Source organism: Rickettsia gravesii BWI-1 (assembly GCF_000485845.1).
GTDB lineage: Bacteria > Pseudomonadota > Alphaproteobacteria > Rickettsiales > Rickettsiaceae > Rickettsia > Rickettsia rickettsii.
The window spans coordinates 1-14,105 of the sequence record NZ_AWXL01000019.1 but is presented as its reverse complement, the minus strand read 5'-3'; the positions used below and the strand labels follow the sequence as shown (position 1 = coordinate 14,105).

Genomic DNA, 14,105 nt, shown 5'->3' with positions numbered 1-14,105 from the left:
TTCAACGTGGTAAGTTTTCTATTCGTCCAAGAAATGACCTAGATATTACGGTGGTGAAATTCCTTTTATCCAAACTGGTGATATACCTAAGTCAAGTAGTTACGTTAGATATTATAAACAGACTTTAAACGAAAAAGGCTTAAAAGTAAGTAGATTATTTCCTAAAGGAACTATTGTATTAGCAATTGCAGCTAACATAGGAATTACTGCAATACTTGATTTTGATTCAGTCTTTCCCGATAGTATTGTAGGTATAACGCCTAAAAATAATGTTTATCATGCTGTTTTTGAAATGCCGGTAGAATCATACGTAAAGGTAGTATACGTATATGTGATATTGTATTATTCGTTAATGGCATACCTTTTGTAGTAATTGATATGTAAATTGCCTATCGAGTCATTAGATCAAGCTATATCTCAGCATATACGTAATCAAAAATCAGATGAAATACCGCATCTTTTTCATTATGCTCAATTATTAATTGCTATAAATAAAAATGAAGTGAAATATGCTACTGTAGGCAGCTCGGACAAATATTGGAGTATTTGGTGAGAAGAGGGAGAAAAAAACAAAATATCAATATTATACGTAATTTAATTAACAAGCCGTTAACTGAAGAGGTCAAAAATCTTTTTTAGGCCAGTGATTTTGCTGCTTGTAGAAATTATTTTGATAAACAACAATTAGCAGGTAGCGTAGAACCTACCGAGTAAGATAAAGTACTTTATGCTCTATGTCGTCCTGAAAGATGACTTGGTTTAGTTAAAAATTTTTGTGTTTTTGATAATGATGTAAGAAAAATAGCTCGTCATCATCAATTTTTCGGTACGCATGCAAATATAAAAAGGGTAGGAGAACGTGAAAAGTATAACATTAGAAAAGGTGGGGTAATATGGCACACGCAAGGTACGGGCAAATCTTTAACAATGGTAATGATTGCCAAATGTCTAATAAAATCCGCTAATCTTGCGAGTCCACGTATCATAATTATAACCGATAGAATTGAATTTGACGGACAAATCGAAAGTACTTTTAAAGCTTGTGGACTTGAACCTAAACTTGCAACTACATCGGCAGAGCTAATTAAATTAATTAGAAGCGATGTATCTATTATAACTACGGTAATTAATAAATTTAAAATAGTTCTTGAAGATTATTGTAAAGATTCTCACGACAAGATCTTGGCTCTTATTGACGCAGGTCATCGTACTCAATACGGTGATTTAGCAGATAACATGCGAACTATTTTGCCTAACGCTTGTTATATAGCATTTACCGGTACACCGCTTTTAAAAGAACAAAAAAAACACTATGAGAAAGTTTGGTGGGCTAATTCATAAATATACTATAAAAGATGCGTTAAAAGATAACATGGTTATACCGTTATTTTATGAAGGGCGTATTATTCGGCAATATCTTGAAGATGAATCATTGCTTGATAAATATTTTGATATGATTACTAATGGATTAAATAAAGAAGAAAAAGCAGCTTTGAAAACAAGATTCAGTCGCTCAAAGATGCTTGTTCAAACAAAGGAAGCTATTTATGCCAAAGCATTTGATATTTCAACGCACTATTTAAAAACGTTTAAAGGCACGGGTTTAAAAGGTATGTTAATAGTTCCTTCTAGATTAATTGCCGTTCGTTTTAAAAAAATTTTAGATGATATAGGACAAGTAAGTTCTGAAGTTGTTATATCTTCTACTGATGACCGGGACGGTTATAAAGATATTGAAAGCGAAAATGAAGTAGATAAATTTATAAAAAACATGGGGGAACAATATGGAGCAAAATTCAATAATAGAATTATTAAAAAATTTAAAAGTTCCGATGATCCTGAAATTTTAATTGTAGTTTCAAAATTACTAACCGGTTTTGATGCACCGCGTAATGTAGTTATTTACATATGCAAAGAATTAAAAGAGCATAATCTTTTACAAGCAATTGCTCGTGCGAATCGTCTATTTGAAGAAAAAGGGAACACTAAAGAATACGGTTACATAATTGACTATGTAGGGTTGTCGAATCAATTAAAACAAGCACATCAATTTTATGAAAATTATGGTTTAAACAATTTTGATAGAGAAGATTTAGAAGATGCTATATTTTTTGTAGATGATAAATTGAAAGCACTTTTTCCGTTACTACAAGAAATTAAAAATATTTTTATAAATGTGCCTAACGATTTGGGTTCTGAACAGCTCAAACAGCATTTAGCCGATGAAGCTATACGCAATAAGTTTTATTCCTTGTTGAATAAATTTAAAAATCTGATGTCTATAGCTTCTAATTCTTATGAATTTTATGAAGAAAAAGAACGAGTTAATTTACAATATGAATAAAATTTAATAAGCTCAAAGAGATAGTGGAAAAGCATTATAAAGAAAAACCGGATAAAAAAAATATATACCGCTCAAATCATGAAGTTGCTTGATGAGCATGTTATTGCCGGTCATATTACTAAAACTGAAACGGTTAACATTTTTAACGATGAAATGTTTGAACAACTTATCAAAAGGACAGATATCACGGTCATGGATATGGCTAATCAAATACAAGATACTATTAAGGATTATATCAATATCGATCCTGCCTTTTATCAAAAATTTTCTACCCTTATAAATAACACAATAATACAGCATCATAATAAACGTTTATCGGATAGTGATCTTTTAAATAGAGTTAAAAAAATAAGAGCTGAATTTAAAAATGATGTGCTAAGTGAACTCGGCACTGACAAAACAATAATAGCTTTTTATAGAAAATCACTTAGCTTCTTACAGAATCGAAAAGATCAAAATCAGCGTGAAAATGCCATTCAAATTGCTCTTGATACCTATTCATTAAGCAGAAAATAATTGTTCATTGGACAAAAAACACTTTCATTTTAAATGAAATGAGAAATTCACTTGATGATTATTTTCTTGATGTTGTGGAAAGCCTAATTGATTTTGCTAAAGATCATGAAGCTAAATGATTTGGCTTAAATAACGCAAATAGCGAATTATTGCATAATGCGCTATTGTAGAATTTTTAAGCTATCAATATTTATATAATATCTGTAGTCGTATTATCGTAATATTTTCCTAATATGTCTAAAGCGTTTTAGTCATAGTCATTTTGAGCTTCCATATGCCATACCGGTATCATAATCGCGAGCTGCTAAAAAATGTTTTGTATAATGTTTTAATTCTCTCTCACCTGAGTTACCAAGTTTGTATGAAAGTGTATAAGAAATGGTAGGTTTGTCTTCTTCTTTTGCCATAGTAGCAATATCCGGTATACTTAGTCCACTGTATTCGCTAAATTTTATTATAGCGAGCTCCCTCTTGGTTAAAATTACCTGAGAATATTTAAAAACATGAGCTTTTATCATAGTAATTCCTATAAATTGTTAGTTTTAAAAATATAAAATTGTTAAATAAAAAATCAATATTATAATATTAAGAAATCATATTTAGGGTAAAATAATGAGTTTAAAATCCGCTTGGCTAGATACGCCTCTTGGTTCTATGCTGGCAATTAGTGATGGAAAATTGCTTTATTTGCTAGAGTTTGTTGATAGAAGAGGTTTGGAGTGTGAAATTGAGAGGCTAAGGATTAAGACAGAATCTGCTATTATTCCTGGAAGCACTGAACCGATTTTAATGATTGAAGAGGATCTTCAATTGTACTTTACAAAAATTTAATACGCCTATATAGCTTTTAGGAATCCCATTTCAAAAAATGGTTTGGCAAGAATTAATTAATATACCTTACGTTGAAACACGAAGCTATTTAAATCAGGCTAAAGCTTTGGGCAAACCTAATTCTTATAGAGCTGTTGCAAATGCTAATGGTATGAATCAGTTAGCAATCATTGTTCCTTGTCATCGTATTATTAATAGCAATGGCGAACTTGGAGGCTATGGCGGGGGATTACATCGTAAAAAATGGCTTATTGAACATGAGAGAAAATTTACAACAAATTAGAAATATTTTACTTGAGAATGCTACTATTCCTGTAGAACGTAGAACGCTATTCTTGAAAACTAGAGAAGGAGAGTATGGAGAGCATGACCGATTTATTGGTGTTACCGTGCCGACTTTACGTACAATAAAGTTATTATAATTTGGATATGGAGGATTTAAGCCGACTTATTACTTAAGAATTTAATGAAGAGAGATTTTTAGCGTTAGCTATTTTGATTATGCAATATCAGACAGCACAAGATAAAGAGTTTTTGTATAATTTTTATTTAAACAATATAAAACACGTAAATAATTGGAATTGAGTGGATGCATCAGCTCATGATATAATCGGAGCTTATTTATGGGATAAAGAAAAGGATTATCTCTTTACACTAACAAAATCGAAAATTCTGTGGGGAAGACGAATAGCTATAGTTGCTACTTGGTATTTGATCAAAAATAATACATTAGATACGACTTTTGAAATAGCAAAATTACTCTTAAACGATAAACATGATTTAATGCATAAAGCAGTAGGTTGGATGTTACGTGAAGCAGGAAAAAAAGATGAAAAACAATTAATAGATTTTTTGGATCGCTATACTTTACAAATGCCAAGAACCGCAGTTCGTTATGCTATAGAGAGATTACCACAAGAATTGTACAAAAAATATCTTTTAAAAAACTAGATTTATATTTAATCTATGCTAATATTTCATTTTAATTTATTAAGGGTATTATTATGCTAAAAACATTACTAATTAGTTTTATAACTTTAATTTGTGCAGTAAGCTATGCTGATAACCAAACAGCTCAAAATCCTAATTCTACAAATTCTTCTTCTGATCAGCCCGATGATTTACCTGCAGAGGTAGCCGTTCACTTTGCACAGCCTTGGGCAAGACCTACAACAAATGTGCAAGGTAAAGTTAGCAATTCTGCTATGTATTTTACATTAATAAATAGTAGAAGTAAGAGTTATAATTTAGTGAATATATCTTCAGATAAGATAAGTGGAATAGAAATTCATCAAACAATTAATGATCAAGGGGTTAGTAAAATGGTAAAAGTGGATTATCCATTTTCAATTGCCGGTAATATTAATGTTGATTTTAAGCCCGGTGGCATGCATATTATGCTTTATGACCCAAAAGTAGATTTAAATGTAGGAGATGAGTTTAAAATAACCTTTTTCTTTGATGACAATACACGAAAAATAGTGAATGTTAAAGTTGCAAATGACAATCCGTATAATAAAACGGGGAATTGAAGGTTATTGTTGCATGGTTCACCCTTCTATGTCATGCCTGCAAAGGTGGGAATCCAGTAAAACCTATAAAAAACTTGTTTTTTTAGGTTTAATGTGTAATTTTTATATCAATATTAAGGTTATTTTTTCTGGATTCCGGCTTTTAGCTAAGAATGACATAGGAAACTATACACATGACCCTAGAAATTACCGGAAGTGAGTTAATTAAATCTAAACTTGTAGATGCTCCTGAGCGTTCAGGGGTTTATCGAATGTTTGACGTTAACAAACAAGTTATCTATGTCGGTAAAGCTAAAAATTTAAAGAAACGCCTTACTAATTATATTAAAAGCGATTTAGATAATAAGACGCTTCGGATGATTGCAAATACTTGTTTTTTAGAGTATAGCATCACTAATTCCGAAGTTGAAGCACTACTTTTAGAAGCACAGCTAATCAAGAAATTTCAGCCGAAATTTAATATTCTTCTTAAGGACTGCAAGTCTTTTCCTTTCATTAAGTTACGTTTAGATCATGATTTCCCACAATTACTAAAATATCGAGGTAAAACTCTAAGTGACGGGGAGTTTTTTGGTCCTTTTGCCTCGAGTGCAGAAGTTAACACTACTTTGACCGAACTACAAAAAATTTTTAAATTACGTTCCTGCACGGATAATTACTTTAATTCACGTACTCGCCCTTGCTTACAATATGAAATAAAACGTTGTTATGCTCCTTGCGTCGGTAAAATAAACAAGGAAGTCTATAGAGACTTAGTAACTCAGGTTAAAGATTTCTTACAAGGTCGCACTAAAGCACTCCAAGAGAACCTATCTAGAAAGATGGAAGAGCTAAGTAGTCAGATGCGTTTTGAAGAGGCGGCAGAAATTAGAGATCGCATTAAAGCACTTAGTTATGTGCAGCTTAAGGCAGGGGTTTCAGATGTCGTTAAAGACGCAGATATAATCGCTATTGTGGAAAAGAACGGGCATTATTGCGTGGAAGTGTTTTTATATAGGGCAGGGCAAGCATGCGGTAATATTCCTTATTTTCCTACTTCTACCAAAAATAGTACCAAAGAAGAAGTATTAGAATATTTTTTATTACAATTTTACCAAAAACAACACGTGCCTGCGGCAATTATAAGTAATCATGAAATTAATGATAAAGAGAATGTGATAGAGGCGATTAAGAAAATCAACAATATACTTCAGCTTAATATTACAGTACCTAATAAAGGCGGTAAGGCTAAATTAGTTCAAAATGCTGAGACAAATGCTTTATTTTCTCTAGAGCAGTATTTGAAGAAATTTGCAAAAAATCAAGAGATTATGTTTGAAATTAAAGAGCTATTTGGTCTTTCTGAAATTCCTGAAAGAATTGAGATTTATGATAATAGCCATATTCAAGGTAAGTTTGCGGTTGGAGTGATGGTAGTTGCTGGTAAAGTTGGTTTTGATAAAAAAGAATATCGGGTTTTTAATGTCAATGCTCCCTCTCTCGTATGTCATCCCCGCGAAAGCGGGGATCCAAAAAGGTTAATGGATTCCCGCTTTCGCGGGAATGGCATAAAGAACTGTGGGGGTGACATAAAAGGTGACGATTATGAGATGCTCCGGCAAGTCCTAACAAGGCGGCTTACAAGGTTAAGGCAAGAGCCACATAAATTGCCAAGCTTAATGATTATAGATGGCGGCAAAGGGCATTTAAGCGTCGTTAAAGAGGTGATGGATAAATTTGAAATGAATATTCCTTTTGTTTGTATGTCAAAAGGAGTAGATAGAAATGCCGGTTTTGAACAGTTCCATGTGATAGGTAAGGAAGTATTTACTCTAGATAAGAATTTGCCGGTTATGAAATATTTACAAATCTTGCGAGATGAGGCACATAATTTTGCCATAAAGAATCATAGACTAGGTAGATCACGTGCTATAAAAATATCAAGTCTTGACGATATAGAGGGCGTAGGTGAAACTCGTAAAAAAGCATTACTGCATTATTTTGGTTCGTATAAAGCAGTATGCGACGCAACCATAGATGAGCTTGCTAAAGTAAATGGTATTAACAAGTCACTTGCTGAGATGATTTTTAATGTTTTGCACAGAAAAAACTAATATTATAACTCATGAAAAACCTAGTTGTATAAGTCGCGATGTCATTCCCGCGGAGGCAGGAATTCAGTCACTAAAAAATCTAGACATACTAAATTTTAAAAATTAAAAGCTCGATTTATCCTACTTGTCACTGAATTCCCGCTTCCGCAGGAATGACATCGAGCGGGTTTCTGGATTCATGCAATAAGGCTAGCTTTTTATATCCTCAATAGGATCTTTAAGTTCTTGGCATGCTTCGCCTATTAATGTAGGTTCATCATTCTGAGATAAATCATTAATATTAAATTTAGTTAAGTCAGGATAATATGGAGTCATTGTACCATGAATAGAATAATTTAAAGCTCCTGTCATTAAAGAGTTAACCGCATCATTTTTTTTGCTTATGTAGAGTAATACATATTGCGCATATTTTCTGAATACGTAGCTATATCAGCTAAAGTGCTGCCATTAACGTTATCACGTGAATTAAACTTAAATTTTATTCTCCCATTCTCGTCTTCAATAGGAATTATTATGCTATATGTTCCTTCAATACTATTTTGCTTAGACATAAAATCCTCATAATTCAATTATTAACCTTGAGTTAATATATTAAATTATTTAAAACTTCAAGTAAATAGATAATATATTTTATATGACTTTCCTCATAATGACATTAGAATACCACCATCCTAGAATAAATATCACAAGACTCACCATCGTCCCTATAAACACTCCTCTAAGGTTGAAATATTGCAACGATAAAGAATAATATTCCCATGTTAAGAAGGTAGCTGCTCCGCCAAGTGATGATAAGACCATTATAGTTTTAGATGTTCTGATACCAAAAAGCGTTGTTATTAACGGTACTAATATTACCGGTCCCCAGAAACCAGTGAAGAATACTACTAAGTCAATTACATTACTAAATTTTAAAGCTACAATTATTGCAAAACTTCCTGTTATAACGTTAATCATTCGAGCAATTAATAATAATTTTTGCTGATTTTTAACCTTAAAAATAGGATTGATTATATCTTTAACAATAGCTATAGAAGTAACGTTTAAATCAGAATCAGCAGTAGACATAACGGCAGCTAAGAGTCCGCTCATTACTACCCCTTGAATTAAAGTTGGGATGATTTGGTTGATTAAATAAGGTAATACTAAATTTGACGGTTGATTTGGATAAAGCTTATAAGCAATTAAACCATTTAAAGTAATGCAAATCAAGAAGAAAAAATATATAGCGGATTTTGCATATATTGCTTTAGTTGTTTGCGTAGGATTTTTATTAATTAAAGCTCTTTGAATAAATGTAGGATATAGATTCATGACGCTAAAGCTTAAAGCTGCTGCAATTGTATAAGAAAGTAGGTTGCTCTGATCAAAATTTGCATTTTCCGTAGGTAGGTTATTAATAAAATCTACAAAACCGATTTTATTTAAACTGATAAAAGTTATGGTTGGTATAGCGATTATCATCGCCAAAAATTGTAGTAAATTAGTAAAAACAATAGATTGTAAACCGCCTATTGTAGTATATATAAGTACTATACTATAACTTAAAATTACCCCATTTACATCATTTATTTCTAAGATATATTGAAAAATATAGCCGCTTACGCTTATTTGAGCAGCCAAAAACCCTACTGAAACGATAACCGAACTAACCCCTCCGATAAAACGACCTATATTACCGTAATATGTACTCAGGATATCGCCGATGCTTTCAGCTCCGTAATGTTTGGCAATTAAAGGCACTATATAGATTGCAATTAATATATCTATAGGTATTGTAAGTATAAGAGCGTAAGCATAATATTCATGCCCCAAAAAAGCCTTTTCCATAATGCCGCAAGTGGTGGCTCCTCCGACAGAACTTACAAATATCGTAGCTATTAATAACAGCTTACTATTTTGCGCTGTACTTTCAACATTTGCATAGTTCTTAAAACTACTATGTTTAGCTCGGTAATATATACCAATAAGTAGAATAGATATTAGGTATATGAATACGATAATATTATCAATAGGTAAATTAAACATAAATTAGATTTTAAAGCTCAAACTTAGCATTTGTTCACAATATATATTTAGTCAAGAATGCTAGATTTATAATTATGTGTCATAATCTGTTCCAAGAAGTTCAGTATCCGGTGTCCAAATATCTTGGTTGGGATCATATTTATATACTTTACCTTGGGATTTAATTTTTTTTCAGTAGTTTTTTTCTTTAGGGGATAGTTAGAGTTTGATTGAGTTGTAGTTTTTATATTTTTACAATATTTATGTATTTTAAAAATACCTATTTTAAGTTGCGGCATAATTAACCTTTATTTATGAAAAAATAAAATCATTATTAACATTAATCAATAATTATTTCAAATAAAACATAATAAAAATTAATAAGTCAATATTTTTTAAATTAACCTATATTAAAATAGTTCTATAGGTCATTATTGAGTATGTTTAAGAAACCTATTCATGTACTTCACCAGCTAATTCAGGTCCCAACTCTTCAGGATTTTCATCAGCAACCACAACAATTTTAGATATTCTTGAACCGGTATAGAAATTTGTAGTATCATTTAATTTTTCTATACCTTTAGGTGGTCACAAGAGAATTATCTATTGTGCTAGAATTATTATTTTGAGACGCTATTGCAAGGCTTAAAAAAGCTTTTAATTCAGGTTTATCATCGGGTACTAATTCTATTAGTTTTTTATCTCAATGATCTGCTCCATATATTATTAGTAATTTAACCATTTCTGTGTAGCCTTCATGAATAACTAATTGAAAAGGTGTATACCTATCTAAATCTTTTAACTCTGTTGAAGCTCCTTTTTCTAGTAAAAATTCAGCTATATCATAAAGTTTGCGGTAAATAGCCTTATGTAGAACTGTATAATTAAACGAATCTTGAATGGCCGATAAACTAATGCTAGGGATAAAATTGGAAGAAGAAATAGGAGTTAGGGTGTTGTCTTGCTCTAGTAAGGTAACATCCAGACACCATACCTGTATCATAAGAAGATGTTTGTTCTGTTATTAGAGTAGCCATGTTCGTTTCTATTTCTCTAACTTTAGCCATAAAATTACTATAATTATTTACCTTAAATTAATATATTAAATAATATGAATTGTTAAGGTGAAAATCACTGAAAAAAAATCCATAAAATCATTGGATTAAGCTTTGTTGTGTGGATCAATTCCCCCTCTGTCATCCCGCGACTTGATCGCAGAATCCATTATAAAATACTAATATTATTAGTATTTTAAATTGTTTTTTTTGGATACCGTGGTCAAGCCACGGTATGACATCTTAATAATTTAACTCATCCTTGTTAAAAACCCTTGACTCCTTGATATGCCTATAATATCCTATAATTTTCCATTAAATCCCAAACTAACCCAAATTATACCAATGAATGTATTTTTATCTAAGTATGTAAATGGTGTTGATAAAAAGAGTAGGGTGTCGGTGCCGGCGAATTACCGTGCGGTACTAGGGAAAGAATTATTTAACGGTGTAATTGCTTATCCGTCGATTAGGAATAATTGTATAGAGGTGTGCGGTATTTCGCATATCGAGAAATTAAGGCAGATGATAGAGACGCTTGATCCTTATTCCGAGGAGCGTGATGCGTTTGAGACTATTATATTCGGGGAAGCTGTACAACTTTCCTTTGATGGGGAGGGAAGAGTTATATTGCCGCAATCTTTAATGAAGCATGCAGGAATCGAAGAGCAAGCATGTTTTGTAGGTAAAGGGGTGATTTTTGAGATTTGGCAGCCGCAGAATTTTGAGAAATATTTAAATGCCGCTCAAAAAATTGCTCATGAAAAGCGGTTAACTCTAAGGAATGCTCATTAATGATACAATCTCACGTGCCTGTAATGCTAAATGAAATGTTAAAAGCCCTAAGCCCAAAAGACGGTGAGTTTTATTTAGATTGTACGTTTGGAGCAGGAGGATATAGCAAAGCAATATTAGCAAGCTGTAACTGTTATGTCACAGCCTTGGATCGTGATCCAAACGTGATTAAAAGAGCCGAAGAAATTCAGCAAAATTACGGTGAGAGATTTGATTTTGTAGAAACGAATTTTGCGGATAGTTTTGCAAAGCTTAAGGAAAAAAAATTTGATGGGATAGTGCTGGATTTAGGCGTTTCATCAATGCAGTTAGATATAGCAGATAGAGGATTTTCGTTTTTGCATGACGGACCACTCGACATGCGTATGAGCAGGCAAGGGCTTAGTGCTGAGGAGTTTGTAAATACGACAGAGGAAAAAGAGCTAGCTGACGTAATTTACAAATACGGAGATGAGGGCTTTTCACGAAGAATTGCTAAGAGAATTGTAGAATATAGAAAAACGGCGAGAATTGATAGTACAGGCAAGTTAGCCGAGATTGTTAGAAGTAGTATAGGATTTAGAAAAGGCAAAATTGATCCTGCAACTAAAACCTTTCAAGCCATTAGGATTTATGTAAACGATGAGCTTGGGGAGTTAGAGCAGTTTTTAGTGAATGTAAAAAATATATTAAAGAAAGACGGACGTTTAGTTGTGGTGTCTTTTCACTCTTTAGAAGATAGGATAGTTAAGAATTTCTTTAAAGAAAATTCGGAAAAGCCGGTAGTAAGATCAAAATATGCTAAAGACGACATGACGATTGATCCAAATAAATGGCTTAAGATTATTACTAACAAAGCTCTAGCACCGTCAGATAAAGAAGTAGGGCTAAATATTAGAGCGAGATCGGCAAAACTTCGAGCAGCAAAAGCGATATATGAGTAATTAATTATGAGTATAAGAAAGCTTCACTATTTAACATTATTGATAACAATTATAGCAATATGTAGTTTGTTTAGCATAAAGGAGCGAGTCTCAATTCTTGATTATCAATTAAGTAGCGTTGTAAAACAGATAAATAGTGAGAATAATAATATTCATATTTTAAAAGCAGAGCAAGCTTATCTACTTTTGCCAGCTAGATTGGAAAAACTTGCGGCGGCTTATTTAAAATTAGAAACAGTTAAATCTTATCAAATGATAAAAGATCCGTTAGGGCCAAATATCGATCAAAATATTAAATTTAATCATAATATTAGTATTTCCAAGAGTAGTAAATGGCGTTACAAAAGAATTACAAATAATAAGTATATACAGACTGTTTCGAGTAGAGTGAAGGATACTCGATGAACTTCAAAAATTGGCTACGTCATCCTACAAAGTACTGCGGTACTCACGTATTAAGTATACGCTCCGTTCCTCGTCTTGTGGATTCCTTGCTCTTTTTGAAGTTGATATTCGTATCTTGGTAGGATTGTTGCATGGCTTGGAAAAAGCGTTCGATGTCATGCCCGCGTAGGCGGGAATCTAGGGTAAAGCGAGATAAATCGAGCTTTTCAAAAAATCTTGATTGTAAAGATTTTTTACTTTTCAAATCAAGTTTTGAAAAGGTTTTAAAGTACTGGATTCCCGCTTTCGCGGGAATGACATAAGGATTGCGGAAATATTAGTGTTTGAAACACCATAAATAACATATGAAACAAATTTTGGAAAAATGGAAACCTGCAATTAAAAGTTTAATAATTTGGAATGTTTGTAGTAAAAATACAAAAATCCGATTATTAATGGTTATTTGTGGCTTTTCTTTTCTTTTTTGTACTTTGTCTTACAGATTGATAATCGTTGCTACGAATGTTTACGATAAAAATATTAATTCCTTTAAAAAAAATCATCAATTTAGAAAAGAAATAGTTGATCGAAACGGTAATTTATTAGCAGTGAATCTACCTTCTGCCTCATTATTTGCTAATCCACAAATAGTACTTGATCCTGACACTTCCGTAAAAAAGCTAGCAGAAATTCTACCTGATATTAATAAAGCTAAATTACTTGCAGAACTTAAGTCAAATAAAAGCTTTATATGGGTAAAAAGGGATTTACTACCTAGTCAGCAAGAAAAGATAACTAGTCTTGGGTTACTTGGTTTTGAATTTGAAGAAGAGCAGAAACGAATTTATACCTTTTCTAATTTATTGTCGCATGTTGTCGGTTATGTAGGTAGAGACTCGGTAGGGCTTAGTGGCTTAGAGCTCGCGTATGATAAGTATTTAACTAATTCTGATTATGAATTAAACGAACCAAAGAATCGGAAAGAACCGCTTCAATTATCTATTGATATCAGATTACAAAGTATTTTAAGTGAGGAGATTGATAAAACTTTAAAGCAATTTAAGGCCATAGGAGCAGTAGGCATTATTGCTGATCCAAATAATGGCGAGATTTTAGCATTAGTAAATAAGCCTGATTTCGATCCGCATTATCCGAGTTTAGCCAAACCGGAAGAGCTGTTTAATATAGCAAGTCTCGGCATTTACGAAATGGGTTCGGTGTTTAAGGCATTAACTATGGCAGTCGGCTTTGATACCGGTGCAATAAATATGAATGATGCTTATGATATAAGCTATATGAAAGTAGGAGGATTCCAGCTTAAGGATTATACGCCAAGGCAAGGATGGCATAGTGTACCTGAGATTTTTCTATATTCTTCAAATATTGGCACAAGTCAAATTATGCTTGAAATCGGTAAAAGCAATTTTAAAAAATACCTAAAGAAATTAGGTCTATTAGATCAGTTACAAATAGAATTACCTGAACGAGGTACTCCGTTATTTCCTTCCGAGAAAAGATGGAATGAGTTAACGAGTGTTACTATGTCGTACGGCTACGGCATTTCGATTAGCCCTTTGCATTTTGTTAGAGCAATGTTACCGGTTGTTAACGGCGGTACTTTATAT

At 32.3% G+C, this 14,105-nt stretch carries 17 protein-coding genes and 2 pseudogenes; 15 read left to right on the top strand and 4 right to left on the bottom strand.

Annotation, left to right across the window (positions count from 1 at the left end; translation table 11 throughout):
• The first annotated feature begins 58 nt into the window (after positions 1-58).
• From RGRA_RS14680 to RGRA_RS09190, 6 genes and pseudogenes are all read left to right on the top strand, one after another.
• Complete coding sequence (locus tag RGRA_RS14680) at positions 59-370, top strand: restriction endonuclease subunit S (protein WP_201766282.1); 312 nt, start codon at positions 59-61, stop codon at positions 368-370.
• Between the two features lie 3 nt (positions 371-373).
• Positions 374-553: a type I restriction endonuclease gene (locus RGRA_RS14675; protein ID WP_084520596.1), complete on the top strand. Its 180-nt coding sequence runs from the start codon at positions 374-376 to the stop codon at positions 551-553.
• Positions 554-801: 248 nt separating this feature from the next.
• Positions 802-1,341, top strand: coding sequence for a DEAD/DEAH box helicase family protein (locus RGRA_RS0105635; RefSeq protein WP_084520595.1), 540 nt, complete (start codon positions 802-804; stop codon positions 1,339-1,341).
• Positions 1,313-1,426: pseudogene (locus RGRA_RS14395) on the top strand (hypothetical protein); the annotation flags it as partial. The gene RGRA_RS0105635 and the pseudogene RGRA_RS14395, both read left to right, overlap by 29 nt.
• A gap of 27 nt (positions 1,427-1,453) precedes the next feature.
• Positions 1,454-2,344, top strand: a complete 891-nt coding sequence (locus tag RGRA_RS14670) for a type I restriction enzyme subunit R domain-containing protein (protein ID WP_024547352.1) — start codon at positions 1,454-1,456, stop codon at positions 2,342-2,344.
• 78 nt (positions 2,345-2,422) lie between these two features.
• Positions 2,423-2,860, top strand: a complete 438-nt coding sequence (locus tag RGRA_RS09190) for a hypothetical protein (RefSeq protein ID WP_017442356.1) — start codon at positions 2,423-2,425, stop codon at positions 2,858-2,860.
• 257 nt (positions 2,861-3,117) lie between these two features.
• Here the strand turns inward: RGRA_RS09190 and RGRA_RS09185 are convergent, their stop codons facing one another.
• A complete protein-coding gene (locus RGRA_RS09185; RefSeq protein ID WP_017442355.1) occupies positions 3,118-3,378 on the bottom strand; it encodes a hypothetical protein in 261 nt (86 codons plus the stop codon).
• 94 nt (positions 3,379-3,472) lie between these two features.
• Here RGRA_RS09185 and RGRA_RS09180 point away from each other — a divergent pair.
• The 5 genes and pseudogenes from RGRA_RS09180 (at position 3,473) to uvrC (ending at position 7,316) form a co-directional block, all read left to right on the top strand.
• A pseudogene (locus RGRA_RS09180) lies at positions 3,473-3,974 on the top strand (methylated-DNA--[protein]-cysteine S-methyltransferase).
• Entirely contained in the window at positions 3,949-4,113 is a 165-nt protein-coding gene (locus RGRA_RS0105605) for a hypothetical protein (RefSeq protein WP_017442354.1), read from the top strand. Before RGRA_RS09180 ends, RGRA_RS0105605 begins: the two are co-directional and overlap by 26 nt.
• 163 nt (positions 4,114-4,276) lie before the next feature.
• Positions 4,277-4,642 (top strand): DNA alkylation repair protein, encoded by a 366-nt coding sequence (locus RGRA_RS09175; RefSeq protein WP_017442353.1) that lies wholly within the window; start codon positions 4,277-4,279, stop codon positions 4,640-4,642.
• A 53-nt stretch (positions 4,643-4,695) separates the two neighbouring features.
• Positions 4,696-5,223 (top strand): copper chaperone PCu(A)C, encoded by a 528-nt coding sequence (locus tag RGRA_RS0105595; protein WP_017442352.1) that lies wholly within the window; start codon positions 4,696-4,698, stop codon positions 5,221-5,223.
• Between the two features lie 173 nt (positions 5,224-5,396).
• Positions 5,397-7,316, top strand: coding sequence for an excinuclease ABC subunit UvrC (uvrC, locus tag RGRA_RS0105590; protein WP_017442351.1), 1,920 nt, complete (start codon positions 5,397-5,399; stop codon positions 7,314-7,316).
• A 189-nt stretch (positions 7,317-7,505) separates the two neighbouring features.
• Here the strand turns inward: uvrC and RGRA_RS12340 are convergent, their stop codons facing one another.
• From RGRA_RS12340 to RGRA_RS09165, 3 genes are all read right to left on the bottom strand, one after another.
• Positions 7,506-7,667 carry a hypothetical protein gene (locus RGRA_RS12340; RefSeq protein WP_017442350.1) on the bottom strand — a complete coding sequence of 54 codons (162 nt, stop codon included), beginning with the start codon at positions 7,665-7,667 and terminating at the stop codon, positions 7,506-7,508.
• A 279-nt stretch (positions 7,668-7,946) separates the two neighbouring features.
• Complete coding sequence (locus tag RGRA_RS0105575) at positions 7,947-9,344, bottom strand: sodium:solute symporter family protein (protein WP_017442348.1); 1,398 nt, start codon at positions 9,342-9,344, stop codon at positions 7,947-7,949.
• A gap of 682 nt (positions 9,345-10,026) precedes the next feature.
• Positions 10,027-10,326: an ankyrin repeat domain-containing protein gene (locus RGRA_RS09165; RefSeq protein ID WP_236609825.1), complete on the bottom strand. Its 300-nt coding sequence runs from the start codon at positions 10,324-10,326 to the stop codon at positions 10,027-10,029.
• A gap of 397 nt (positions 10,327-10,723) precedes the next feature.
• On the opposite strand from RGRA_RS09165, the gene mraZ reads away from it, so the two are divergent.
• From mraZ to RGRA_RS0105550, 4 genes are all read left to right on the top strand, one after another.
• The gene (gene mraZ, locus RGRA_RS0105565) at positions 10,724-11,173 is read left to right on the top strand and encodes a division/cell wall cluster transcriptional repressor MraZ (RefSeq protein ID WP_017442347.1); all 450 of its coding nucleotides are present in this window, start codon (positions 10,724-10,726) and stop codon (positions 11,171-11,173) included.
• A complete protein-coding gene (rsmH, locus tag RGRA_RS0105560) occupies positions 11,173-12,096 on the top strand; it encodes a 16S rRNA (cytosine(1402)-N(4))-methyltransferase RsmH (protein WP_017442346.1) in 924 nt (307 codons plus the stop codon). The genes mraZ and rsmH overlap by 1 nt, the downstream gene beginning before the upstream one ends.
• Before the next feature lie 6 nt (positions 12,097-12,102).
• Positions 12,103-12,501: a cell division protein FtsL gene (gene ftsL, locus RGRA_RS0105555; RefSeq protein WP_017442345.1), complete on the top strand. Its 399-nt coding sequence runs from the start codon at positions 12,103-12,105 to the stop codon at positions 12,499-12,501.
• Positions 12,502-12,845: 344 nt separating this feature from the next.
• Positions 12,846-14,105, top strand: a 1,260-nt coding sequence (locus RGRA_RS0105550) for a peptidoglycan D,D-transpeptidase FtsI family protein (RefSeq protein WP_024547351.1), incomplete at its 3' end; no start/stop codon positions are given.

Excerpts from the sequence above, each read along its gene's own strand:
- RGRA_RS0105595 (WP_017442352.1), top strand. The coding sequence starts at position 4,696 with ATGCTAAAAACATTACTAATTAGTTTTATAACTTTAATTTGTGCAGTA.
- mraZ (WP_017442347.1), top strand. The coding sequence starts at position 10,724 with ATGAATGTATTTTTATCTAAGTATGTAAATGGTGTTGATAAAAAGAGT.
- uvrC (WP_017442351.1), top strand. The coding sequence starts at position 5,397 with ATGACCCTAGAAATTACCGGAAGTGAGTTAATTAAATCTAAACTTGTA.
- rsmH (WP_017442346.1), top strand. The coding sequence starts at position 11,173 with ATGATACAATCTCACGTGCCTGTAATGCTAAATGAAATGTTAAAAGCC.
- RGRA_RS12340 (WP_017442350.1), bottom strand. The coding sequence starts at position 7,667 with ATGACAGGAGCTTTAAATTATTCTATTCATGGTACAATGACTCCATAT.
- RGRA_RS14670 (WP_024547352.1), top strand. The coding sequence starts at position 1,454 with ATGATTACTAATGGATTAAATAAAGAAGAAAAAGCAGCTTTGAAAACA.
- ftsL (WP_017442345.1), top strand. The coding sequence starts at position 12,103 with ATGAGTATAAGAAAGCTTCACTATTTAACATTATTGATAACAATTATA.
- RGRA_RS09190 (WP_017442356.1), top strand. The coding sequence starts at position 2,423 with ATGAAGTTGCTTGATGAGCATGTTATTGCCGGTCATATTACTAAAACT.
- RGRA_RS09185 (WP_017442355.1), bottom strand. The coding sequence starts at position 3,378 with ATGATAAAAGCTCATGTTTTTAAATATTCTCAGGTAATTTTAACCAAG.
- RGRA_RS09165 (WP_236609825.1), bottom strand. The coding sequence starts at position 10,326 with ATGATACAGGTATGGTGTCTGGATGTTACCTTACTAGAGCAAGACAAC.
- RGRA_RS0105575 (WP_017442348.1), bottom strand. The coding sequence starts at position 9,344 with ATGTTTAATTTACCTATTGATAATATTATCGTATTCATATACCTAATA.
- RGRA_RS0105605 (WP_017442354.1), top strand. The coding sequence starts at position 3,949 with ATGAGAGAAAATTTACAACAAATTAGAAATATTTTACTTGAGAATGCT.